The following is a 22,238-nucleotide window of genomic DNA, read 5'->3' as shown; positions in this document are numbered from 1 at the left end:
TTGGAGCAAGTGTATAGATCAGATGAGCGACTGATAAAGCCATGAAGATGGTTTTTAATATTGCTAAAAATGGAATAATATGGCGGTCCCTGATGGCTTTTTTCCGCACGTGCTTATATCAGGCTCACATTCCGGATCAGCCACAGCCATTATGAAAAGCCCAATTTGGAGAGCCAAAAATGGATAAGCTTCGAGCCATGAATATATTTGTGCGCGTTGTTGAAATGAACGGGTTCGCCAATGCAGCAAATGGGCTTTCAATGCCGCCTTCAACCGTGAGCAGGGTGATCAAGGATCTCGAAGCACATCTTGGTGCCCGGCTGCTGCAGAGAACTACCCGCACACTCAGCCTGACGCCAGATGGCACGCTTTACTACGATCACTGTCTGCGAATTCTGAGCGAGGTCAATGCTGTCGAGTCTTCGCTGTCTGGCAGCACGGCGCCTCCGCGCGGTAGGCTGCGTGTGGACATGACAGCCTCGTTCGCTCGAAGGGTAGTTCTGCCGGCTGTCAGCGAGTTCCAGCATCGCTATCCGGAAATCGACCTGATTCTTACTTTGGGAGATCGCCCCGTTGATCTTGTTCAGGAAGGCATTGATTGTGTCGTACGGGCTGGCGTACCTGACAGTTCTGCGGTACTCGTGGCCCGCCAGATTGGCAGTTTTGAATGGGTAACATGTGCGTCACCTGAGTACCTGAAACAACACGGCGAACCCAAGTCGCTGGAAGATCTGGACGCTCACCGCGTGATTGAATTCCTGTCCGGACGAACTGGGCGCTCGACTGATTGGCGCTTTTTAGTCGATGACGAGGAGCGTACCGTTCGCGTCTCTGGAAGCCTTGCCGTCAACGATACTGATGCGTATGTTACCTGTGGACTGCAAGGATTAGGCCTCATCCGCATTGCGGACTTTATCGCTTTGCCATATTTTCAGGATGGCCGCTTGGTGAATATTCTCGGCGATTACCGGGCACCTGAGGTGCCACTGTGTATCCTGTACCCACAAAATCGCCATCTTTCGCCCGCCGTACGCGCGTTCGTAGGCTGGATCAGCCTATTGGTGCGCGAAGCGGAACCAACATGGCGTTTGTTTCGCCGCGGAGAACTTGCCAAACTGGAGTAGAGGGTGTGTTTTGGTCACTATTACCGGCCTTCCACGTAGCGCGCAAAGTTATCCAGAATTGCTTGCCATCCTGCCTGCTGCTCCTCGTTGGAGTGGGTCGATTCAGCCTGGAACGAAACGCTTATGTTGACACCTTCGGGCGTTTCGGCAAACTCGACCTTGGCCTCGCGTTCCCCAAAGGAATATTCAATCAGGCGATGGGGAATGACGTTGGTATAAGTGCCGGCAAAGTCAAACCCAAAGCTGCCGTCTTTCGCTTCCATCCGCGATGAGAATTCACCGCCTGCTCGGAGGTCTACACTTGCCCGGGTGGTGTGCCAGTCATCAGACGCAGCATTCCAGCGAACTATGTCATCTGGTGTAGTGTAAGCCTCCCACACCTTTTCAATGGGGGCGCGAACATTTGTCTCAACGATAATTTTCATACGCTTTCTCCAATTGAAGGGCCCTGGCGGTATATTCGCTTTACTTTACCAAGTGAATATCAGGCGTTTCGTCGCGGATCCAAGGCTCAAGTTAGCAGAAAATAAAAAGGCCGTCTCTGAAAAATTACACAAACGGCTATTCAAATTGCTGGTGGGGTGGGGTCGAACCTGTAATCAACGGGTTTTCAGCTGGGGATTTAGGATGTGTGTATGCGATGTTGAGGGAGAAGGCGAGCGTAGGTTATATGCGCTAGGCCCAGTTGACCAATGTGCGGAATTGGTTGGACAGTGTTCAACTGTAGGCAAGAACCTGCATGAATTGGCCATGGTATGTTGAAGATGTTTGCTCGGAAGATGATGCGACACAGTCCATCCGCGAATTCCTGGGCGTAGGTGGGTTTATACCGGGCCAGTCGATTGCCGTTGTATCAGTTTCGTTGGGAGCATTTGAGCTGGTGGCATGGGGCCTTGCGTGTTAATGGCCGCAAGCAAGGTTTCGGCCGCCAACGTACCTATTTCGATGGATGGGAAGTTAATAGTGGTGAGTGGCGGGTCGATAAAGGCCGAAAACTCGCTGTTGTTGAATCCTATGATCGACATGTCGTCGGGAATATGCAGGCCCTGTTCACGCAGGCAGGCAATGGCGCCCAGGGCCAAGTAATCATTGCCGCATATCAGGGCGGAAAATGACAGTTTTCTTTTTAGCAGGCAGTTTGCAGCCTGATAACCATCGGCAAAGCCGTAGTCTGCTTCGACGATCAACTTGCGTGACAGCTGTCCGCCGCTCGCTGCAATGGTTTCGAGTAGCCCCTGATAGCGCTGGCGGGCACGCTGGTTGGAAGCAAGGTGCCCGCTGATGAACGCAAATTCGCGATGGCCCAGGCTGAGTAGATGTTCGGCTACTTGTTTACCTGCGAGATAGTTATCGAAGCCAATGGCGCCCGGTAAAGCATTGCTGGCGTCAGCCCAGATGGTGGCTACGGGTATCCCATTTTTTTCTATGAGATCAAGCCACTGAGGCGGACAGTCGTTGCCCAGGAGCACTATCCCATCCACTCCGCGCTCAATGAGCGTACGCAATGGGCGTAGATCAGCCTGTTCCTTGATGGATGGCTGTGCCAGCAATAACGTGTAGTTGGCCTTGCCCAACCCTTGACGCAAAGCTTCGATGGTTTGCGCGAATGCAGACGCGCCGATACGAGGAACGACAGCGCCGACGCTGTGTGTGTGTCGTGATACCAAAGCTCGCCCCACGCCTTGCGGCACGTAACCGAGTGCATTCACGGCGACATTGATGCGTTCGCGCGTACTGGCATCAACCATTTCGGGGCGGTGCAAGGCGCGCGATACGGTGCTGATGGATACCCCAACCATACGGGCAATGTCCTGCAAACTGGCAGCCATATTATTGCTTGAATCTCTCATTCTGCAAACGTTGGTCAGAAATATATCACAAAGCTAAAAATGACTCCATTAAATCTGTTGACATGCAAATGCAAACGTTTGTATTCTATAAAAACAACCTCTGTAGAAGGAAGAAGATATGAACGCTGTCTCTGACACTCCCATCTCTGTCACTACCAAACGGGCAATTGTCGAAACACTTGTTGAGTTAAAGGTGGACTACGCCTTTACATTGCCCGGGCTGGGTGTGACATGGATGTTGGATGAGTTCTACGAAACCAGACAGCAGTTGCGCGTGGTATTAGCCCGTAGCGAACAGGTGGCGTCCATCATGGCGCAAGTGGTGGGTCGGCTAACGGGCAAGCCTGGCGTATACATGGGGCAAGGGCCTTTCGCCAGCACAACAGGTGCTTTCGGGATCCTGGAGGCATATTTTGCAGGATCACCCATGTTGGTGTTGACAGATACTTCCTGCTATGACGGTTTTGGCATGTATGGCGTTTATCAAACCATGACGGGCGACTACGGCGCTGCCGACGTTCGTACCGTCATGAAAACCATGACCAAGTCCACATACTATGCAACAGAGCCACACGAAGCCGTGTTTGCCATTCAGCAAGCCTATAAACAAGCCAACTTACCACGCCAGGGACCAACTGCTGTCGTGCTGAAATCGCCTATCATTCGGCGCGAAATGCCCGAGCAATCGCGAGTTCAACTGTATCCCGCGCAAGGCTACCAGCACGTAGCCATGCCAAAACCTGATCCGCAGGCGATCAAGAGCCTGGCGCGGATGGTTGCTCATGCGGAAAGGCCCGTGCTCATTGTCGGCAATGGCATGCAAAATGCACGCGGCCGGACATTGATCGCAAAGCTGGCAGATCGGTTTGGACTGGCCGTAGCCACCAGCTATAACGCCAAAGGCGTAGTGGATGAAACCTCCCAGATTTCAGTCGGCATGTTGGGAACCTGGGGCATGAAGTCGGCCAATGTCGCCGTGAAAGAGGCAGATACCCTGGTGGTTATCGGTGCCAGCCTGGGTGCGGACTATATCAAATTCCGTGATCCCGAGTTCATCAAACCTGGCATTCAGCAGATTGCGCAAGTCGATATCGATGCCCGTAACGCTGGTTGGGTCTATCCGGTTGATTTGGCCGTCTGCGCTGAGGGTGGCGACGTCGTCGAAGCCTTGCTGCAGCATGATCTGGGGGCAGATCGGCGACAGGAACGATTGGACTGGATTGCCGGGTTGCAGGCTGCCCATCCCGTATTCGATGGTTCTCCAGGCTCTGCTGAAGGCATGGTTAATAATGCAGACGTCGTTAGGGTGCTGGACGCTTTCTTGACGCCTGATGACTTGCTGACTTTGGATGCGGGAACCAACCGGATCTGGGCGACCACAACTCTTAAAGTCCGCACGCCAGGTCAGCTGATCGTCCCCGGAGGCATAGGCGGCATGGGCTGGGGTGCGCCGGCTGCCGCAGCCGCCAAGTTGGTCAATCCTGAGAAAAATGTGGTTTGTCTGACAGGTGATGGTGGTTTTGCCATGACGATGAATGTCATGGCCACCTGCGTGCAGGAAAACTTGCCCATTACTGTTGTGGTGGCCAATAACAGTGGCTTGGGGATGGTGCGCGACAACTTGAAAACGCGTCGCATCGCTGTGGATTTCTCACCGACCGACTTTGCCCAGATTGCACAAGGCATGGGGTGCCGAGGAATCCGTGTCACCACACCGGAGCAGCTCTCGGCGGCATTAAATGAGGCACGCAGCGCTACCGTTCCAACGGTCATCGACGTGGTGGTGGATCCTGAGTCCAGCCATATTGAAACGTCAGATTATTGAGGCAGAGCATGAAACCTATCGCGATTGTGACGGGCGGTGCTCGCAATATTGGATGGGCTGTCGTGCAAAGAATGGCGGCCGACTATCGTGTCCTGATTGCAGATGTATCCGAGCCGCAACACGCTTTGATCGACGGCTGCGAGTATCTTCATACCGATGTGTGTGATCCTCAGCAAGTCTCCCAGCTGATGGCCTGTGCCGAACGGATGGGGGAACTGCACGCTCTTGTTCATTCCGCAGCCATTACAGCGCCTGCGCGACCCATTGTCGACCTTCCTCTGGAGGAATGGAGGAGGGTAGTGGATATCAACCTGACAGGAAGTTTTATCGTGGCTCAGGCCGCTATTGCTCCCTTATCCAAATCCAGGGGAAGCATAACGCTTTTGACCTCGCGTGCCGGGAAAACGGGATTCGCCGCACTCAATGCAGGCAAAAGCGGCACCAAGGCGCATTACTGCGCTTCCAAAGCAGGCGTGATCTCGTTGATGAAGTCGCTGGCAACCGAACTTGCTCCGGACGTACGCGTCAATGCAGTCGCTCCCGGTCCTATAGAAGGCGAGATGATCCCTCGTGAACGTTGGCCAGAAATCGCTGCGCGCGTTCCGCTGGAGCGGCTCGGCACGGCGGCCGAAGTAGCCGACGCCGTACATTTTTTGTCCAGCGCCGCGGCCAGTTTCATCACCGGTCATGTGTTGGACGTCAACGGCGGAACGTTGATGGATTAGTTCTGTCGCACCGCGAGCACAAGACAAACGCCCAGAGGCGTTGGGAGCTGTTCGATGCACAGACTGGCAGTGTCAAATCAGAAACCACCAAAGGAGATATGATGAAATTCCTGAAACCATTGACTATCCTGTTGTGCGTGGCCGCGGCTACGGGTCTGGCCCAAGCCCAAGTCACTGCTGCTTCGTATCCCGATCACCCCGTCAAGGTGATTGTCCCGTTCCCACCCGGTGGGGCTACGGACATAGTGGGGCGTGAAGTTTCAGACCGACTGGCACGCGCCCTGGGTCAACCGTTTGTAGTGGAGAATCGTAGCGGTGCCAGCGGAAATATCGGAATGGAAGCGGCGGCACGCGCAGCACCCGATGGGTACACCCTGGTTGTGGGTGCACCGCAAACCCTGACCATCAACCCACAGCTTTTCAAGTCCAATCCATTCGATCCACAGAAGGAGTTGGACCCTATTGTTGTAGTGGCGACGGTGCCTAATGTGCTGATCATCAATCCAAAATTACCAATATCGTCTGTGAAGGAACTGATCGATTACGCCAAACAGCGACCCGGTAAGGTCAACTACGGCTCATCCAGCATAGGAGGGACGCCGCATCTTTCGTCCGAATTGTTCAAGTCCATGACCAACACGGATATCCTGCATATACCTTACAGAGGCAGTTCCCCTGCCTTGACAGATCTGATGGGTGGTCAGATCGACATGATGTTCGATAACCTGCCGGCGTCGTTGCCACACATTAAGTCGGGACGTGTCAAGGCTTTGGCTGTGACCACGACTCAGCGTAGTGATGCAGCTCCCGAGCTACCCACGATGGAGGAGGCAGGAGTGCCAGGCTTTGAGTCGCAAGGATGGTTCTCATTATTGGCACCTGCAGGCACACTGCCCGCCATCCTGGAGAAAATCAATGTCGAGGTGAACAAAATACTGGCGACCGATACGTTCAAGGAACGTTTGGCCAATGTTGGGGCAGAGCCTAAAGGAGGATCAATCGCCGATTTCCGCCAGTTACTGGATATTGAAACACAGCGATGGGCCAAGGTCATCGAGTTTGCCGATATCAAGGTTGAATGAACATGCGGGGTTTGAGTGGAAAAACAGTGTTTCTGACGGCTGCGGGCGCGGGGATCGGGAAAGCAACGGCCCTGCGGCTCGCACAGGAAGGGATGCAGGTGTGGATTTCCGACCGTGATGCACGCGCCCTGGACGAAGTTGTTCAGGAGGCTGGGCGTATGAAACTGCAGGTGTCGGCAATCCAGGCTGACTCTGGCCAAGAAGCAGAAATTGCTCAAGCCATACAGCGCGCATTTGACGCTACGGGACGTTTGGATGTACTGGTCAATAATGCGGGCGGTTCGTTGCACACACCGTATCGTTTTGCCGAAGAAACGGATGAAGACTGGCAGCGGGTGATGGGGCTGAATCTAATGGGGGCGGTGTGGGCGTGCCGTGCCGCGCTGCCGCTGATGCAACGCGTCGGTTCTGGCCGAATCATCAACTACGGCTCGAAAGCAGGGCGTTACGGTAGCCTGATCGCTGGTCCGAACTACGCAGCAGCTAAGGGAGCAATCTCGGCCCTGACTCGTCAGCTCGCTATGGAGTATGGCCCCGAGGGCATTACTGTGAACTGCATTTGCCCCGGTGTAGTGTTGACGCCTCGCACTAGCGGTTTGTGGGCTGAGCGCCGTAGCGCCGCGGAGCGTGACCAGATTGTGTCTGAAATACCGCTGCGGCGTCATGCCGGCGTCGACGATATTGCTGGCATTGTTGCTTTCTTGGCGTCAGATGATGCGGCCTTCATCACAGGCGTTTCGCTAGACGTGAACGGCGGTCAGGCCATGGCGTGATGGCTGGCGCTCGTGTCGCATAAGCGGGGGGGCGCTTGCTTGATTACACTTCCAACCATTCTTTGCGCATCGCGTGGTTACTCGCCAGCGCTTCTGCATTGCCATGGAACACAATACTGCCATGGCCCATCATATCAGGGTCACCCATCAACGTACGGCATAGCGTAAGCATCTGCTGTTCGCCGCCCGATAGTACCCCAGCTGCTGTGTCTTCCCGCTCTTTGAGACGGGGAAAGAAATTGTACATATCTCCGATCGACCATCTGTTCGGACTACGTGTGTCTTTAATTCCGAGTTCGAGATTCTGGCGCACGGTCACTGTCGGAAACACATCACGGCTTTCGGGCAAATAGCCCACTCCCAGCTTCGCAACAAGGGTGCTCTGTGAACCTCCACATCATTGCCTCCACCAGAGTGGAGCGTCATCAAAGCACAAAAGTAAGTTTCGATAGTCCCCGTCCTAAAAGACACGGAAAATTTCTACACCCGTGCGTTTTAAGCGGCAGCCGGCATCCAGAAGATCAATGAGCTATATGCGCGTGCCGGAGCCAATCAAGCAAAACGGGGATTAGATGAAATCACACTGCAGTTTCACCGCAGCGCAGCGCTGCGGGCGCCGGCGCTCGACTGTACGAACAGGCAAGCTTTTCAAGCGGCACCCGATGGTCACGCTGATCAGTTCAACCTTCGTGTCCATGGCTATGTTGTCCAGTGCTTATGGTCAGGTTTCACAGCCAAAAAACAATCGCAAGGATTCAAGCCCCACGCCGGTCGCCGCAGACGGGGTATTCACGCTTGGCACGATTTCCGTGGCAGAGCGGGGCAGGTTAAACCCCGTTGACGTTCCGTATCGAACAGCTGGATCCAGCACTTATCTTTCGGGCGAGCAAATCGAACGATTTCGCGGTACTTCTGTGGGCGATTTCTTGACAGGCATTCCTGGGGTGATGAATGGCGACAGCCGCAACTCGGGCGCCGTGGATGTCAACATCCGCGGCATGCAGGGCCAAGGCAGGGTGCCTTTCATTGTCGACGGCGCTACGCAGGAAACCGCCATCTGGCAGGGATACAACGGCGCAACGCCTCGCAGCTATATTGATCCCGACTTCATCAGCTCGGTATCCATCGAGAAAGGCTTGAGTTCAAAGGCAGATGCCACCGGCGCCACAGGGGGAGTGGTGCGCGCGTCTACCCTCGTCGTACAGGACATTTTATTGCCGGGCGAGTGGTACGGAATACGGCTAAAGGGCGGTCTCAACACAAACAGTTCTCCGGTGCCCGAACCAGGCACCGATGGTGGATGGGATTGGTGGCGGGCGAGTGGAAGGGACCGCGACGGCCAACCGTTCCCCCTGCATACTGCATTTGATAGCGAAGGGTTGAGCCGGCCAGCGCTCTTCAAACCCACGGGTGGTTCAGGCAGCATAGCGGTAGCCGCCGTGACTGACTATCTCGATCTGGTTGCGGCGTATGCACGGCGCAAGAATGGAAACTACCACGCGGGCACACGAGGTGGAGGTCCCCCCAGTGTGATATCGACAACCAGTGAGTACGGAGCGACCCGGCTGGAAAATCTGGGTCTCAGCGAATACATGGCAGGCGAAGAAATTCTCAATACCTCGTTTGATAACACGTCGTGGATGGTAAAGGCCACAGCCAAGCTGGGGGCGGATCGTACGCTGGAACTAGGCATCAGAAACTACGAGAGCGATTACGGCACAATGCTTAGCTCGCGGCTTTGGGGCAGGCCTTATCAGAGTTGGCTCAGTTCCGTAGATCTTGATACTTACACTGCCCGATTCCGATGGAAGCCATTGGATCAGGATGTGATTGATCTGAGTATTGATGCATACCAAACTGTCATAGATAACCGGATCAACGCGATGGATCTAGTTCGACAGCGCCAGGTCGGCGATCCGTCCCACACTGTAGTGGGTAAAAACATTGGCCCATTCTTTCAGTGGATCGGTTCAAAAAGGCGGGGTATCACAGCGGCCAATACGTCTCAGGTGCTGACTGCGCTGGGCGGCCTCACTATCAACCTGGGTGGTACGTTCGTTCGCGAGGACACTGGTTTTCCCAAAGGGGTGGATGGCGACTGGTTCATCGCCAGATATGAATTCAATTATCCTCGGGAGGGCTGGCGTGAAGAGGTCAGTGGTTTCACCGGGCTTGAATGGAAACCCATAGATCGGCTCGCCATCAATGCGAGTGCGCGCTACTCAAAATTCGTCACCAAGGACGCTGCCAATTTTGGGAACCCTTCTTTCAAACGCGGCGATACGGGTTGGTCGCCCATGGCCACCGTGATGGTAGAGCCGCTCGGTGGTTTACAGCTCTATACCAAGTATGGCAGGGTAATTCGTGCACCCAGCATATTTGAGTCTCTGGCCGGCACGTCGTTCTACTATGCGGTTGACCAGAATCCCGTGCATTTTGAAAAAGCAAGAAACCTCGAAATCGGGCTTAATTACTTTAAGAACAGTTTCTTGATGAATGGGGATAAGCTGCGTTTTCATGCTGCGTACTTTGACAACTACATTGATGGATATCTGACGCGAGCGGCGCTTCCCTTTGCCTCTGTAACTCGGCGCGGCACACGGATCGTTTCCGTGCTTGGCCGTGTCAATCTGGATTTTGCCAAAATGCGCGGCTTTGAGCTTTCGGCGGAATACGACACGGGCAAATACTTTGGCGGCCTCGCCTGGAATCATTACACGCAGATCATGTTCTGCGCACCCCCTGGTGTGTTACATGGTAATGATCCTTTGTGCAGCAGGGGTGGGCTCGCGCATAGTTACTCGCTTCAGCAAATTCCGCCTCGCAACACCGTCACCGCAAACATCGGTGCGCGCCTGCTAGAAAGAAAACTCACTGTGGGCTCACGCGCCAACTATGTGGGTAGCCGTTTTGCTGAGAGCATTGGCAAAAACATAGGTTCAGGCGGCGTGCAGCCGTCGTTGTGGAGGCCTTACCTGCTGGTTGATGCGTACGCCAGCTACAAACTCAACAAACACACCACCTTCGATGTGGCGGTTGATAACGTGACGGATCGCTATTACATGGATGCCATCAACGCGGCGTTGATGCCGGCGCCGGGCCGGACTATACGCGGGAGCGTCACCGTCAAATTCTAAGCCTTTCAATACGTTGCCACGCCTTCTTTCTTTCCCGCGCTGGGATGGTGGGAGGCATACAGGCATAGCGATTGCATCCCAAAACCTGTCGGATCTGACAGGTGCCCCTTCTTTTTATTGCAAACGATAATCATTAGCAAATAAAATTGACCGTGCTTCTCCCATGCTGAATGGGCCCGGACACCCCCTCTCTTACCTATGGCGGAATGGCCGGTTGAGGCATCTCAGAGGAGCCGTTTCATACGGTTGTTTTGTTGTAATGCTTTAAGGAAATGCTATGCATAAACATGCAAAGAAGGCGTTCTTGGCGCTTGCAATCAGTAGCGTTGCTGGTGTCGCACAGGCTGACATCGTTACCGGACTTAGTTTCTCAGACGTAAACGGGATACGTGTCGGGCCATCCTCCGTCCAAGTCCATGGGAAAGCAGGTGTCGGGTTGGACGGACAATTTAGAGACAGATACATGGCGGCCTCCCATTTTGCTCAAACGGAGTACGTTAATGATCACGATGTTTATAACTTCAGTGGCCGTGAAGTCGCCGCCGATATGGCAGCCCGACCGGGCACTCGCGGCCCAGACCACAGCCGCATAGGCGTATGGTCTTTCGCGCAAGTGGGAAATCAGGACGTATGGTTCGGTGAATGGAGCGCGGAGTCTCAAACAGGCGCCGTTGGCACGAAAACGCCTGATACGCATACTGTTTGGTACGTAGGGGAAAACGGCGACGTAGCCGCCACGCTACCTGCCGGTGCTCCCGTCAGCTACACCATTCGATCTATCAACCATTACACCGGCTCGGCCTTGCCCACCAGCACGCTTACTGCCAACTTTGATACAGGGTCGGCCCACTCCAGCGGTGACATTCGTTTTAACAACGGTTCAATCAAAACCATTGACAAGGATGTACAGCTTGGCGCCAAAGAGGTAAGCGTAGCCAGCAGCGGCGGTACCAACGGCACGTTGGAAGGCAAGTTCTTTGGCACTGGCGCCACTGGCGTTGCGGGTATCGTCAAGTTTACTGACCGTCATCAAGACACCGCATTCGGAGGTACCAAGAACCCATAAATCTTTTGTTGGCCACAGGTCTTGCATCCGAATCCCCTGACATGATGCTCCCGCAAAACTAGGATGCATGTTCCTTGAACAAGGGCTTGCTTAGGCAAGCCCTTGTTCTATGCGTAGGCTGCACAGCTACTTGCGCGCAGGGAACTAGGACAAAACCATCTTCACACCGGACCATGTAATGACCACCTTGAGGGGCGCCTGGGATTCGATGCGCCAAGGCACCAAGATCGGCGACAAGCACAAACTATTTGATAAGAACGCTCCATTGGCGCAAGCATATGGCCGGTTTGGCGGCGGCGTTTAGCCTTATCCCTACGCTCGTAAACGAAATAAAGCAGGAAGCGCGCGTCGACGCGTTTGGTCAAGCACTGAGCGACTATCTGACCCAGTACGGTATCGACGGTGTCGAGAACGGCGATTACTGGGATATTCCTGAAGAGGATTGGCCTGGTGAGGACACCGGCAGTTCGTGATCGGGCAACACCGTTCAATGAAGGCGCGTGCGCTTATGTTGTTGAGGGCCTCCGGTTCCACGGCATTTTCATGAGCAAGCGGGCAAGGCCGCAATAGCCAGAGATACCTGCAAACACGAGTCCCGCGCCGACGAAACCCGAAAGCAGGAGGAACCATGGCGAAAGGATGGTTCCTAACACTGTTCCAAGCACAATCATTGAGCCTGCGGCAATCTGGACTTGTCGCTGCAACTCCAGCGGTTGCGAGAAATCGGATATGACTGGAAATCCAGCTTTCTTCCATGCATCCAGGCCGCCTTCAAGCACATAGCCGTCGCCGGTGACGCTGGCGCCGAGTGTTTGCGCGCTCATGCGCGTACGGTTGCCAGAGCGGCAATGAAAAATGACGGTCTTCGCATCATGGAGTTCGGCCGCGCCTTCGATCAACTGTTCCATCGGGATATGACGCGCCTGTGCAATGTGTTCACGGGCATACTCATCCAGGGCGCGGATGTCTACGAGCAGCGCGCCCTGGCTCTGATGTTGTTGGGCAGCTTCTGGTGAAAGTGATTTGAGAGACATGCTATGTTCCTTTTTAGGGAGCAAATGGTCACGTCGCGTTGCTCATGACCGTCAAGCGATTCAGCGCATGGCAATTGAGGCAATGCCTGGCGTGGCGCCGATAGGATAGAACAGTATGAGCGTCACGGCGTTTGTTCGATTTTATGCCAGCTGCATCCGAAAATGCCGGAACCCAAGGATCCCTGTGGCGCTAGGTGGCCGCAGGGATTGAGGGCGCAAGACTACCGACACCATAAATAGCCAGGATTAAGACAGCATTAAGAAGCGGAGGGAGTGAGTGAAGCTGGAAACCCTGTTAAGCTTTTTGCTTGCCACAGCCATGCGTTGAGCAACTGTGTAGCGCCATAAGGGACAGGAGTTTGAAATGCATATCTTGCTTGTCGAAGACGATTCCTTGGTGGCGAGCGGTATTATGGCCGGGTTGAAGCTGCATGGCCTGACGATTGACCATGTCAGCACTGCCAGCCTGGCGGACGCTGCGCTTGCAACCACTTATTTTGATATCTGCATTCTGGATCTCGGGCTGCCCGATGAGGACGGCATGAACCTGTTGCGCCGCTGGCGCGACCAAGGCCGCGACCTTCCCGTTCTTATCCTTACCGCTCGCGACGCATTGCACCATCGTGTGGAAGGTTTGCTCGGCGGCGGGGACGACTATCTGGTCAAGCCTTTCGATCTGGATGAATTGCAGGCGCGCCTGCATGTGCTGACACGCAGGATAGCAGGGCGCAGCAAAGATCGAATGGTTCACGGGGAATTGTCTTTCTGCGCCTCGACAGGCGAGGTCACGCTCGCCGGAAAGCCGATAACACTGGCCCGTCGGGAGCTTTCGCTGTTGCGCGCATTGCTGCAGAATCCTAAAGCTATTCTGAGCGCTGAACAGCTCTGTGATAGTGTCTATGGCTACGAACAAAATCTGGAAAGCAATGCGATCAACGTCCATATTCATCATTTGCGGCGCAAGCTTGGCAACAACATTGTTGAAACGGTGCGGGGGCTTGGCTACAGACTGGGCGCCGCCGGGAAAGTAGAAAAATCGTGAGCCTGCGCCTACGGCTTCTGTTGATCATTGGCCTGGCACTGTCGCTGCTGTGGGCTGCGGTGGCTGGCTGGATGTTCATGGATGCGCGCCAGTCATTGCGCGACGCGCTGGATAATCGCCTGGCCGCCTCCGCCCGCATGGTGGCGGGGCTGGTGGCCCAGTTTCCCGAATCGGGCGACATCGCCGCGGCTGGCAACAAACCGTTGGATGTCGTGGCGCGCGATGGGGTGGCGTGCGAGGTGAGTCTTGTTCGTGGCGAAGTCGTCATCGAAGCCGTCGCCCGTACCGCAGGCAGCCCAGACCTGGCCAACGCTCCGTTGGGATTTGGCACGCATATGTACGGCGGCAAGCGTTGGCGCACCTACGTGTTGCGCCAGGGCAATGTTCGAATTGCGACGGCAGACAGCGTCGATGTCCGGGAGGACTTGGTAAAAGAACTGATCTTGTCCGCGGGGTTGCCGTTTGTCGTTGCGCTGTTCGGAAGCCTGATAGTGCTTTGGATAGGCATTACTCATGGATTGGCGCCCGTGGAGCGTATTCGTCTTCTATTGGCGCGGCGCCGTCCGGGTGATGATAGCCCGCTGCCCAAGGTCAAGGCGCCCGTAGAACTCCATCCGCTTGTACATACTATTGAGCAGCTCCTTGAACGATTGCAGGCTGCGATTGTGCGTGAACGGCGCTTCACCGATAGTGCCGCGCACGAATTGCGCACTCCTCTAACAGGTATCAAGACTCACATACAGGTGGCAAAGCTGGCTTCTCAACGGCCCGATGAAAGCGCAACGCTGGATGCCGCGCTGGCCAAAGCCGATCAGGGCGTGCAGCAATTGCAGCATGTACTTCAACGATTGCTTGAGTTGGCGCGGTTGGACGGCCAGCCTATCCGCATGGAGGCCAGTGATCCGGTTGAGGCGGTGTACGCTGCGATTGAGGCGGTGCAGCCTCTCTACGCCGATGCTGCACATAGAGTGATCGTACAAGGGGCTTCGGAATCCCGCCAGGTACGCGTCGCCCGACCCCTCTTGCTCGCTGCCCTGACGAATCTGATTGATAATGCGATACGCTATGCGCCTGCGACAACACCCATTGCCATTCACATCGAAACACAATGCCACGGCACTTTGCGGATCAGCGTGCTTGACGAAGGCCCAGGCCTGGATGCAGAAGGTCGACTTCAAGCCGTCAATCGGTTCTGGCGCGGAGATATAAACGTTCCGGGCTACGGGCTTGGCCTGTCGATTGTCGATGCCATTGCGCGTAGACACGGCGGGACATTTGAGCTTCTGGAGCGAGATGGCTCCGGCCTTGAAGCCAGACTCGTGTTGCCTATCGCGCTCAACACGACGCCTCCATAACGGCCGAACCTGCCGGTACGGGCTTGGCTACTGCGAATCTGGCTTCGTCTTAAGCTTCTCTTAATCCTGCGGGTGCATTATCTACGCAAATCACTTGGAGGATTCCAGCTTGTCGGTTTATCGGATTGCCCGTGCAGCGTTGATTTTGTGTTGTTTTGCTCTGGGGAGTGCCTGGGCCGGCAGCAGCCTGTTTTCAGGCAATGAGCCTGAGTTTCTTGATCCTGAGGACGTATTCACGCTGGAACAAGTGCGGCAACAAGGCAGCGAGTACGTGGTGCAAGGGCATGTTGCGGACCGCTATTATGTTTATAGGCATTCACTGAAGCTGGTCGACGGTCAAGATAACGAAATCGATTTAGCCCTTCCTGCCGGAACCCCCAAGCACGACGAGTTCTTTGGCGATACGGAAATCTATACAGCTAGCGCCGCCCGCCTGCGTTATCCCGCGACAGCGTCTGGCCCGCTGACGCTGCATTGGCAGGGGTGTGCGGAAGAGGGTATTTGCTATCCACCACAGACTATACAGATCAGCGCAGGCGCGGCGCCCGCCGTGGCTGGTGAGCAAACAGCCGAACAACCGTCCGAGGGATCGCAGTCCGAACAGACCGTGCAGCGCGAGGCCGATGCGGCCAGCACGCCTTGGGACAACGGCGATGGCGAGGATCAGGCGGCGGCCCGGCGGCTTGCAACGTTGGGGCCTGTCACTGGTACGCTACTGTTTTTCGGATTCGGTCTGTTGTTGGCATTTACGCCATGCACATTGCCTATGATTCCCATCGTCTCGACCATGGTCGTTGGTAGCCAGGCCAAGCCGCGGCGAGCCTTTGTCTTGTCGTCATCATACGTTGTGGCGATGGCCGGCACATATGCGGCTGTGGGGGCCGCGGCAGGACTGGCTGGCGCCAATTTGCAGGCCACGCTGCAGTCGCCATGGCTGCTCGGCGCTTTCGCTTTGCTGTTCCTCATCCTGGCCAGCTCGTTATTCGGCCTGTTTGAGCTGCGCTTGCCTTCCGCGTTGATGAATCGCGTTCAGGCCGCCGGGCCTGCGGGTTCAGGTGGCAGCATCACCGGCGCGGCCGTGCTGGGCTTTCTATCGGCGCTTTTGGTAGGCCCGTGCATGACCGCACCCTTGGCGGGCGCGCTGTTATACATCGGGCAGACGGGCAGCGTCATTCAGGGTGGATTGGCCTTGTTTGCGCTGGGTCTGGGCATGGGCCTGCCGTTGCTGGCGATTGCGATATTCGGCGCCCGCATCCTGCCCAAGCCCGGCGCATGGATGGATAGGGTGCGCGTGGTCTTCGGCTATGTCATGGTCGGCATGGCAGTGATGATGCTGACACGTTTCTTGAACGGTGCGATGAGCCTTTTTCTCTGGGGAACCTGGATATTGTTGGTGGCCGTAGGGCTCGTCGCTTGGGCGCAAGCCGTGGCTGCCGAGCAGCGGTTGGCGTGGACCCTGCGTTCGGGAGCAGTGTTCGCCGGCCTGTGGTCCATCTTAATGCTCGTTGGCGCTGCTTCGGGAGGCGCGGCAATCTTGCAGCCTCTGGCGCATTTGCGCGGTGCGCCGGCTGCGGCCACGGCAACTTCCGAAGTGAGCTTTATACAGGCGAAATCAGTGACCGACGTCGAGACGCTTATGGCGGAAGGCTTCGCGCGCGGCCAGTGGACTTTGATTGATTTCTACGCAGACTGGTGTGTCAGCTGCCATGTGATCGAGCGTAATGTGTTTGGCGATCCTGCCGTCGCATCACGGCTGGCGCACATGCAAGTCGTGCGGCCCGATGTGACGCGCAACGATGCCGTGGATAAGGAACTGCTCAAGCACTGGGGCGTCATGGGGCCGCCCACGCTCATACTGGTGGGGCCGGATGGTAAGGAACGCCGGGATCTGCGTGTGGTGGGCGAGATCGGTGCAGGTGGCTTTCTGGAGCGCCTGGATGCGGCGAGCGTGTCATGATCGGCATTGGTCCATTCTCTATCCAGGTCGTCACTGTCATTGCCGCCATACTGGTGGCCTGGATGACCGCACGAATCGTGAGCCGGCGGATGCCAGATATGCCTGGCAAAGCAGCGGGGTCAATGATTCTTGATGCAGTGGTTTGGGGGCTATTGGCAGCCCGCCTGGGCTACATCGCGCAATGGTGGGAGGAGTATTCGGCAGCGCCCAAATCCATGATCGCCATCGGCGATGGTGGATTCACCTGGTGGCTCGGCGTGCTGGTGGCTGTTGCTTACATTTGGCGTCGGACGCGATCCGCTCGAACCCTGCGCGTCTCCGTGCTGGGAGGTGTCATGGCCGGTGTCATCGTCTGGATCCTTGCGGGCGGTGTGCTCGCTCTCTTTCTGCGTTCCGCCCCGCCTTTGCCAGACCTGCAGTTGGCGACGCTGGATGGACAGTCCGTTTCACTGCGCGAGTATGCAGGGCGACCGGTGGTGCTCAATCTTTGGGCGAGCTGGTGCCCGCCATGCCGGCGCGAAATGCCAGTGTTTGAGCAGGCTCAGACGCAGTTTCCGGATGTTGCCTTCGTTTTGATCAATCAGGGCGAAAGCACGCAAAAGGCCCAGGCGTTTCTCGAGAGCGAGGGCTTGAGCTTGACGGATGTTTTGCTTGATCCTGCTTCCCAAGCCATGCAGGCAATGCGATCGCGCGGCTTGCCCACAACAGTGTTCTTCGATGCGCAAGGGCGCCAGGTCGACGCACATTTAGGCGAGATCACCCTGCCCAGCCTCAAAGACAAGATATTGCGTCGTTTCGACCTGCCCCCCAAATCTGGTAAAGACAAGTGATGGCCATGTTTACCCTGTCTTTACGTTGGTTCTTCATTGTCGCCGTCAGCCTTTTGTCGCTGGCGGGCTGCAATCGATCGGACGACGCCGAAAAACCGTTGGCCAGCCAGACACTGGAAAGCGACGGGATAGCGGGGCAGCCTCTGCCATCTTTGCCGGACTTGCAGTTGGCGACGCTGGAAGAGCGTCTCATCCGTCTGAGCTCGTATGTGGGCACGCCTGTAGTGCTTAATCTGTGGGCAACCTGGTGCCCTCCATGCCGCCGCGAAATGCCGGTACTTGAACAAGCTCAGAAAACGTTTTCTCACGTTTCATTCGTCTTGATCAACCAGGGAGAAAGCGCTCAACAGGCCAAGGCCTTTCTTCAAAACGAAGGATTGAATTTGAAGGATGTATTGCTCGATCCGTCGTCTGAGGCTATGCGGAAAATGCGAACAGGCGGCTTGCCCACGACGTTCTTCTTTGACGCACAAGGGCACATGGTGGATCTGCATCTGGGCGAGATCTCGATGGCTGATCTCGAGGCCAAGATAGCACGCCATTTTTGATTAACCATCGGAACCGATTCAGGCAAGGAACAACTATGTTTGCACAGCGTGTGCTCTTTTCTTTTATTGCAGCGGCGCCTCTCATCCTGATGCCCAGCGGTGGTCAGGCGCAGGCCACGGACAAGCCACCCGTTATCGAGGCGTTGGAAGATCAAGGTGTAATCTTCAAGCAGGAGTTCGAGGCGGGTGACGGCGTGCGCGCTTTTGCCGGCATCGTGGGCGACAGTCCGGTCGCGGTCTACGTGCTGGCCGACGGCAATGCCATTGCGGGCACGCGCTTGAATGCCAAAGGCGAGCCCATTGATCAGGCGACGCTGCAGAACCTGGTTGCCAAGCCGATCAGTGACCAGGCTTGGGCCGAACTGGAGTCGGCGACGTGGGTGGCGGATGGCAAGGCCGATGCACCGCGCGTTATCTACACCTTCTCCGACGCAAACTGCCCCTATTGCCATCAGTTCTGGGAGGCTGCGCGTCCTTGGGTGGATGCGGGGAAAGTTCAACTTCGACACCTTTTAGTGGGGGTCATTAAGGAGGACAGTCCAGCGAAAGCGGCGGCGATTCTCGGCTCGCCCGATCCTTCGGCGGCGTTGCAGGAAAACGAGATCCAGTACGATCAGGGTGGCATAAGGCCCGCAAAGATCGTTCCGGACGATGTGCAGCGGATTCTTGATGATAACCAGATGCTTATGCTGTCCATGGGGTTTCGGGGCACGCCTGGCATCGTCGTTCGGGATGACGAGGGGTTGATCGAGAAGCACAGTGGCATGCCGCAGGGAGATGCGTTAATCGAGATTCTGGGGCCGCGCTGATCTGCGGCTGTTGATGTTGTTTCTTTCGCTACACCGCCAACCGCTCAATCGCGTTGTCTTGTTAAAGGGACCAGGGTTGCATTCGGTGCGGGACGATTTGCAGCCACGCTACTCCTGAAAGACAAGGCCCGCGAACGTATGATTCACATAGGCGATGGCAGTGAAGACGACACCCGCGATGACGACACCATTCCACTCATAGTGTTGCCATGCATAAACGCCGGTGACTGAACCTGTTGCGCCGCAAATGAAATAGAACGTCATATAGACGGTGTTCACTCGGCTACGCGCTTCTGGTTTAAGGGAAAAAATGCGCGCTTGATTGGATACCTGAGCCGCCTGCAAACCAACATCCAGGACGATGACCCCGAGTACCAGTCCCAGCAAGCTTGCTCTAGAGACGCCAAAGATGAGGAACGCGACGGTGGTCAACATGATCGACTGGGTGATTACGGTCGGCGGACCGCGCTTGTCGGCAAGCTTGCCCGCCAGGGGCGCGGCCAGTGCCCCGGCGGCGGCAATGATGCCGAACAAAATGAAGATCATACCGGTCGCGAACCCGATTTGCGTTGTGGCGGCTGCGAAGCCTACCCAAGATGTATTGCCAGAAATATCATACTTAAGTGCGTCCAGTAGTGGCTGGTTGTAGTAGATGCTCGCAATGGTTGGCTTTATCACGCAATGTCATACTTACGTTTACCAAGTGGCACCCCGCTATGCGAAGCTTCTAGCAGACTGATATATGTTGATACAGATGTTGGCCTGCTGGCGTTAGGGTTGGCTTGCGTTATTGACCTTTGTGCTCTCGTTTGGTTAACGGCTTTCGCTAGCCTCTCTATGTAATCATTACACGTCATACCGACAGAAATGAAAGCGCCCAAAAAATCAGGCAGAACGGCTGAAGCGGCAACCCCGCCCCTTCTCGAGCTTATCAAAACAACCACCATTACCTCACTATTTTCTGATGACGACTTGTTTGATTTGCTGGTCTTGAAGGGTGGTAATGCTATGAATATTATCTACCAGGTGAACTCTCGAGCCTCGGTCGACATAGATTTTTCAGTGGAGCTCGGCTTTGTCCGCGATAATGCATGGCCAAAAATCCAGGAGACCCTTAGGAATGGTTTTGCCGAAATAGGCTACCTCGCGTTCGATCTGTCCATGAGTCCCAGGCCTGGGAAAATGCCTGAAGACTTGGCTTCTTTTTGGGGTGGGTATTTGGTGGAGTTCAAGCTCATCTCTCTGTTACGAGCAAATGAGGTGGGCCAAGACGTAGACATCATGCGTCGAGAAGCTATCAATCTTGGCCAAGGCACCAGATTCACCGTCGACATTAGCCGCTATGAATACGTCGAGCATAAAGAAGCTCACGAACTAGACAACTACACCATTTATGTCTACTCACCTGAAATGATTGTCAGTGAGAAACTGCGTGCCATATGTCAACAAATGGAGGAGTACGCAAACATCATCAAGCGTAAGGGCCTTGGCAATCAGCGTGCACGCGATTTTGTCGACATTGAGGCGCTAATGAAGAAGTTCGATATTGACCTTAGCAGTGAAAGGGTCAAACACTTGATCGAGGAAATGTTTAAAGTCAAAAGAGTGCCAATCACTCTGCTCGGGCAAGTCGCTGACACGCGGGAACTTCACGCTACAGGCTACGACGAGGTACGGGCAACAATGAGCCCGGGAAGTGAAATTCGCTCCTTTGATTATTACTTTGATTTTGTGATTGAACAACTAGAGAATCTAAAATCCTTGTGGAATGTGTAGACGCCACTTCGCGTCGAACGTGGTTTTTTGTAGCCCATAGGCAAGATAAAAATCGCGCGCTATAGGCTGCCGTCGAAAAATCTCAACCAGCGAATCTTTATAGCCGGCTCGTTCTAGATAAAAGCCTATGGCCTGATGGTAGGGGTATCCGAATTTCATTGTTTTGAGCATTGCAGACAACTTGTTTACAGCTAATGTGCCTTTGGCATTCTCAAATGCCTTTGCAACCTCGGCGACACCGCCAGAGTAGAAGGGGCGAGTCACCACATCGATCATGGTTCGTTCCAAATTAGTGTAGCGAATTAACACCCCCTGATCGCTACCATCGTTAAATATTCCTTCGGTAATGCCAAGCCCTCCGTGATTTGCACTTTGCAGCATTACGATACGCACACGCTCTTCAGGCAATTCAATTTCATTCTTTGTAATTCGGGGAGGGTTCTTGAAGGCTTGGTCTATGGCTTTTTGTTCGTACAGAACAGCGCCGTCATTGCCAACGTGGGAAGTAGGTGCCTTTTCGCGATTGATATAAATTGTCTTGGGCACTTGTTCGGTTAGCCCATGGATGCGTAGCGCCGTGTAGTGACTGTAGAACCCCCTGTCAACAAGTCCCATTAGGGTCTCGTATAAGGATACTGAACCCCAGGTATAGCCCGTCACTTCGCGTTGCGGGAACGGGTACTTAACTGCCTTCAATTTACCTTTCTCAATTAAAAAGTCGATAAAGTTTTGTAAGGTAGTCCGCCGGGCTAACCGCCATGAGTCTCGGTTTTGATTGAGCAGGCGTGCGATATCGTCGGCACGCAAAACCCGTGGTCCGTTTGTGAGGGCCGCGACGATATCTTTTTTTGCAATTTGAAGACGGCTTGGGGCTGCCATGGTCGCCTCAGTTTAGTTATCTCTGTGTGGCATATATGCCACACAGAGTATCATATTTATGATGGAAGAGCAAGCTCTTGGTGGTCAGGCAGATCAAAGGGTTAGGTAGAAAAATAATAGAAAGAGGATAGAAATTATGATATGCTATGCGTCATATATGACACATAGCAAAGATAAGGCAGAAAGCGTTCTAATTAATGTGCGTAACAGGTCACGCCCAATAATCAGATGTCTCAACCACCGCGGAATGGCGCGACGACCTCTGAGTATCGCTTGAAGGAACACTATGAACGCATCACCTGACGACATCCGGACAGACCAGGCAACGGCATCGATGCGCGGACAGGGTGCAACGGTTCACCGCGCTGATGCCGCTTCTATGATCGGTACGGTTTCGTCCTCGGTGGGTATGATCGCTGCCTGTAC

Annotated in this window: 20 protein-coding genes and 1 pseudogene; 15 read left to right on the top strand and 6 right to left on the bottom strand. The window is 55.0% G+C overall.

Annotation, left to right across the window (positions count from 1 at the left end; translation table 11 throughout):
• The first annotated feature begins 179 nt into the window (after positions 1–179).
• Positions 180–1,124 (top strand): LysR family transcriptional regulator, encoded by a 945-nt coding sequence (locus ERE07_RS05105; protein WP_130007748.1) that lies wholly within the window; start codon positions 180–182, stop codon positions 1,122–1,124.
• 20 nt (positions 1,125–1,144) lie between these two features.
• Here the strand turns inward: ERE07_RS05105 and ERE07_RS05100 are convergent, their stop codons facing one another.
• Entirely contained in the window at positions 1,145–1,549 is a 405-nt protein-coding gene (locus ERE07_RS05100) for an SRPBCC family protein (RefSeq protein WP_130007747.1), read from the bottom strand.
• A gap of 399 nt (positions 1,550–1,948) precedes the next feature.
• Positions 1,949–2,953 carry a LacI family DNA-binding transcriptional regulator gene (locus ERE07_RS05095; protein ID WP_167670735.1) on the bottom strand — a complete coding sequence of 335 codons (1,005 nt, stop codon included), beginning with the start codon at positions 2,951–2,953 and terminating at the stop codon, positions 1,949–1,951.
• 139 nt (positions 2,954–3,092) lie between these two features.
• On the opposite strand from ERE07_RS05095, the gene ERE07_RS05090 reads away from it, so the two are divergent.
• The 4 genes from ERE07_RS05090 (at position 3,093) to ERE07_RS05075 (ending at position 7,379) form a co-directional block, all read left to right on the top strand.
• Complete coding sequence (locus ERE07_RS05090) at positions 3,093–4,799, top strand: thiamine pyrophosphate-binding protein (protein ID WP_130007745.1); 1,707 nt, start codon at positions 3,093–3,095, stop codon at positions 4,797–4,799.
• Positions 4,800–4,807: 8 nt separating this feature from the next.
• The gene (locus tag ERE07_RS05085) at positions 4,808–5,524 is read left to right on the top strand and encodes an SDR family NAD(P)-dependent oxidoreductase (protein ID WP_130007744.1); all 717 of its coding nucleotides are present in this window, start codon (positions 4,808–4,810) and stop codon (positions 5,522–5,524) included.
• A 101-nt stretch (positions 5,525–5,625) separates the two neighbouring features.
• Positions 5,626–6,606 carry a Bug family tripartite tricarboxylate transporter substrate binding protein gene (locus tag ERE07_RS05080; RefSeq protein WP_130008281.1) on the top strand — a complete coding sequence of 327 codons (981 nt, stop codon included), beginning with the start codon at positions 5,626–5,628 and terminating at the stop codon, positions 6,604–6,606.
• 2 nt (positions 6,607–6,608) lie between these two features.
• The gene (locus ERE07_RS05075; RefSeq protein ID WP_130007743.1) at positions 6,609–7,379 is read left to right on the top strand and encodes an SDR family NAD(P)-dependent oxidoreductase; all 771 of its coding nucleotides are present in this window, start codon (positions 6,609–6,611) and stop codon (positions 7,377–7,379) included.
• Positions 7,380–7,422: 43 nt separating this feature from the next.
• On the opposite strand, the pseudogene ERE07_RS05070 reads toward ERE07_RS05075, so the two are convergent.
• Positions 7,423–7,770, bottom strand: a pseudogene (locus ERE07_RS05070) (ATP-binding cassette domain-containing protein); the annotation flags it as partial.
• A gap of 181 nt (positions 7,771–7,951) precedes the next feature.
• Between ERE07_RS05070 and ERE07_RS05065 the strand changes: the two are divergent.
• The 3 genes from ERE07_RS05065 to ERE07_RS05055 all read left to right on the top strand — a co-directional run bounded on the left by ERE07_RS05065 (position 7,952) and on the right by ERE07_RS05055 (position 12,055).
• Positions 7,952–10,516, top strand: coding sequence for a TonB-dependent receptor domain-containing protein (locus ERE07_RS05065; RefSeq protein ID WP_130007741.1), 2,565 nt, complete (start codon positions 7,952–7,954; stop codon positions 10,514–10,516).
• A gap of 277 nt (positions 10,517–10,793) precedes the next feature.
• Entirely contained in the window at positions 10,794–11,582 is a 789-nt protein-coding gene (locus tag ERE07_RS05060; RefSeq protein ID WP_130007740.1) for a Slam-dependent surface lipoprotein, read from the top strand.
• Between the two features lie 278 nt (positions 11,583–11,860).
• Positions 11,861–12,055: a hypothetical protein gene (locus ERE07_RS05055; protein ID WP_130007739.1), complete on the top strand. Its 195-nt coding sequence runs from the start codon at positions 11,861–11,863 to the stop codon at positions 12,053–12,055.
• Between the two features lie 33 nt (positions 12,056–12,088).
• Here the strand turns inward: ERE07_RS05055 and ERE07_RS05050 are convergent, their stop codons facing one another.
• Positions 12,089–12,616 carry a rhodanese family protein gene (locus ERE07_RS05050; RefSeq protein WP_130007738.1) on the bottom strand — a complete coding sequence of 176 codons (528 nt, stop codon included), beginning with the start codon at positions 12,614–12,616 and terminating at the stop codon, positions 12,089–12,091.
• Positions 12,617–12,980: 364 nt separating this feature from the next.
• Between ERE07_RS05050 and ERE07_RS05045 the strand changes: the two genes are divergently transcribed.
• From ERE07_RS05045 to dsbG, 6 genes are all read left to right on the top strand, one after another.
• Complete coding sequence (locus tag ERE07_RS05045) at positions 12,981–13,658, top strand: winged helix-turn-helix domain-containing protein (protein ID WP_130007737.1); 678 nt, start codon at positions 12,981–12,983, stop codon at positions 13,656–13,658.
• The gene (locus tag ERE07_RS05040; RefSeq protein ID WP_209021092.1) at positions 13,655–15,013 is read left to right on the top strand and encodes a sensor histidine kinase; all 1,359 of its coding nucleotides are present in this window, start codon (positions 13,655–13,657) and stop codon (positions 15,011–15,013) included. Before ERE07_RS05045 ends, ERE07_RS05040 begins: the two co-directional genes overlap by 4 nt.
• 109 nt (positions 15,014–15,122) lie before the next feature.
• A complete protein-coding gene (gene dsbD / locus ERE07_RS05035) occupies positions 15,123–16,970 on the top strand; it encodes a protein-disulfide reductase DsbD (protein ID WP_245153467.1) in 1,848 nt (615 codons plus the stop codon).
• Positions 16,967–17,800 (top strand): TlpA disulfide reductase family protein, encoded by an 834-nt coding sequence (locus ERE07_RS05030; RefSeq protein ID WP_130007735.1) that lies wholly within the window; start codon positions 16,967–16,969, stop codon positions 17,798–17,800. The genes dsbD and ERE07_RS05030 overlap by 4 nt, the downstream gene beginning before the upstream one ends.
• Complete coding sequence (locus ERE07_RS05025; RefSeq protein WP_130007734.1) at positions 17,800–18,348, top strand: TlpA family protein disulfide reductase; 549 nt, start codon at positions 17,800–17,802, stop codon at positions 18,346–18,348. The genes ERE07_RS05030 and ERE07_RS05025 overlap by 1 nt, the downstream gene beginning before the upstream one ends.
• 35 nt (positions 18,349–18,383) lie before the next feature.
• Positions 18,384–19,157, top strand: coding sequence for a thiol:disulfide interchange protein DsbG (gene dsbG, locus ERE07_RS05020; protein ID WP_130007733.1), 774 nt, complete (start codon positions 18,384–18,386; stop codon positions 19,155–19,157).
• Between the two features lie 108 nt (positions 19,158–19,265).
• Here dsbG and ERE07_RS05015 read toward each other — a convergent pair whose 3' ends face one another.
• Positions 19,266–19,835, bottom strand: coding sequence for an MFS transporter (locus tag ERE07_RS05015; protein ID WP_280634359.1), 570 nt, complete (start codon positions 19,833–19,835; stop codon positions 19,266–19,268).
• Between the two features lie 189 nt (positions 19,836–20,024).
• Here ERE07_RS05015 and ERE07_RS05010 point away from each other — a divergent pair, with 189 nt between their 5' ends.
• On the top strand, positions 20,025–20,933 hold the full coding sequence (locus ERE07_RS05010) for a nucleotidyl transferase AbiEii/AbiGii toxin family protein (RefSeq protein ID WP_130007732.1): 909 nt from the start codon (positions 20,025–20,027) through the stop codon (positions 20,931–20,933).
• Here ERE07_RS05010 and ERE07_RS05005 read toward each other — a convergent pair.
• A complete protein-coding gene (locus tag ERE07_RS05005; RefSeq protein WP_130007731.1) occupies positions 20,910–21,812 on the bottom strand; it encodes a type IV toxin-antitoxin system AbiEi family antitoxin domain-containing protein in 903 nt (300 codons plus the stop codon). The two genes, ERE07_RS05010 and ERE07_RS05005, sit on opposite strands and share 24 nt — an antisense overlap.
• Between the last annotated feature and the right edge of the window lie 426 nt (positions 21,813–22,238).

Origin of the sequence: Allopusillimonas ginsengisoli (assembly GCF_004153455.1) — a bacterium.
GTDB lineage: Bacteria > Pseudomonadota > Gammaproteobacteria > Burkholderiales > Burkholderiaceae_B > Allopusillimonas > Allopusillimonas ginsengisoli.
The sequence above is the reverse complement of the archived record's forward strand: the minus strand, read 5'-3'. Positions and strand labels throughout refer to the sequence as shown.

What these genes read in the sequence shown, in the direction of transcription:
- ERE07_RS05050 (WP_130007738.1), bottom strand. Translation starts at nt 12,616, where the DNA reads ATGTCTCTCAAATCACTTTCACCAGAAGCTGCCCAACAACATCAGAGC.
- ERE07_RS05060 (WP_130007740.1), top strand. Translation starts at nt 10,794, where the DNA reads ATGCATAAACATGCAAAGAAGGCGTTCTTGGCGCTTGCAATCAGTAGC.
- ERE07_RS05065 (WP_130007741.1), top strand. Translation starts at nt 7,952, where the DNA reads ATGAAATCACACTGCAGTTTCACCGCAGCGCAGCGCTGCGGGCGCCGG.
- ERE07_RS05080 (WP_130008281.1), top strand. Translation starts at nt 5,626, where the DNA reads ATGAAATTCCTGAAACCATTGACTATCCTGTTGTGCGTGGCCGCGGCT.
- ERE07_RS05055 (WP_130007739.1), top strand. Translation starts at nt 11,861, where the DNA reads ATGGCCGGTTTGGCGGCGGCGTTTAGCCTTATCCCTACGCTCGTAAAC.
- ERE07_RS05090 (WP_130007745.1), top strand. Translation starts at nt 3,093, where the DNA reads ATGAACGCTGTCTCTGACACTCCCATCTCTGTCACTACCAAACGGGCA.
- ERE07_RS05100 (WP_130007747.1), bottom strand. Translation starts at nt 1,549, where the DNA reads ATGAAAATTATCGTTGAGACAAATGTTCGCGCCCCCATTGAAAAGGTG.
- ERE07_RS05085 (WP_130007744.1), top strand. Translation starts at nt 4,808, where the DNA reads ATGAAACCTATCGCGATTGTGACGGGCGGTGCTCGCAATATTGGATGG.
- ERE07_RS05095 (WP_167670735.1), bottom strand. Translation starts at nt 2,953, where the DNA reads ATGGCTGCCAGTTTGCAGGACATTGCCCGTATGGTTGGGGTATCCATC.
- ERE07_RS05005 (WP_130007731.1), bottom strand. Translation starts at nt 21,812, where the DNA reads ATGGCAGCCCCAAGCCGTCTTCAAATTGCAAAAAAAGATATCGTCGCG.
- dsbG (WP_130007733.1), top strand. Translation starts at nt 18,384, where the DNA reads ATGTTTGCACAGCGTGTGCTCTTTTCTTTTATTGCAGCGGCGCCTCTC.
- ERE07_RS05105 (WP_130007748.1), top strand. Translation starts at nt 180, where the DNA reads ATGGATAAGCTTCGAGCCATGAATATATTTGTGCGCGTTGTTGAAATG.
- ERE07_RS05075 (WP_130007743.1), top strand. Translation starts at nt 6,609, where the DNA reads ATGCGGGGTTTGAGTGGAAAAACAGTGTTTCTGACGGCTGCGGGCGCG.
- ERE07_RS05045 (WP_130007737.1), top strand. Translation starts at nt 12,981, where the DNA reads ATGCATATCTTGCTTGTCGAAGACGATTCCTTGGTGGCGAGCGGTATT.
- ERE07_RS05030 (WP_130007735.1), top strand. Translation starts at nt 16,967, where the DNA reads ATGATCGGCATTGGTCCATTCTCTATCCAGGTCGTCACTGTCATTGCC.
- ERE07_RS05025 (WP_130007734.1), top strand. Translation starts at nt 17,800, where the DNA reads ATGGCCATGTTTACCCTGTCTTTACGTTGGTTCTTCATTGTCGCCGTC.
- ERE07_RS05010 (WP_130007732.1), top strand. Translation starts at nt 20,025, where the DNA reads ATGAAAGCGCCCAAAAAATCAGGCAGAACGGCTGAAGCGGCAACCCCG.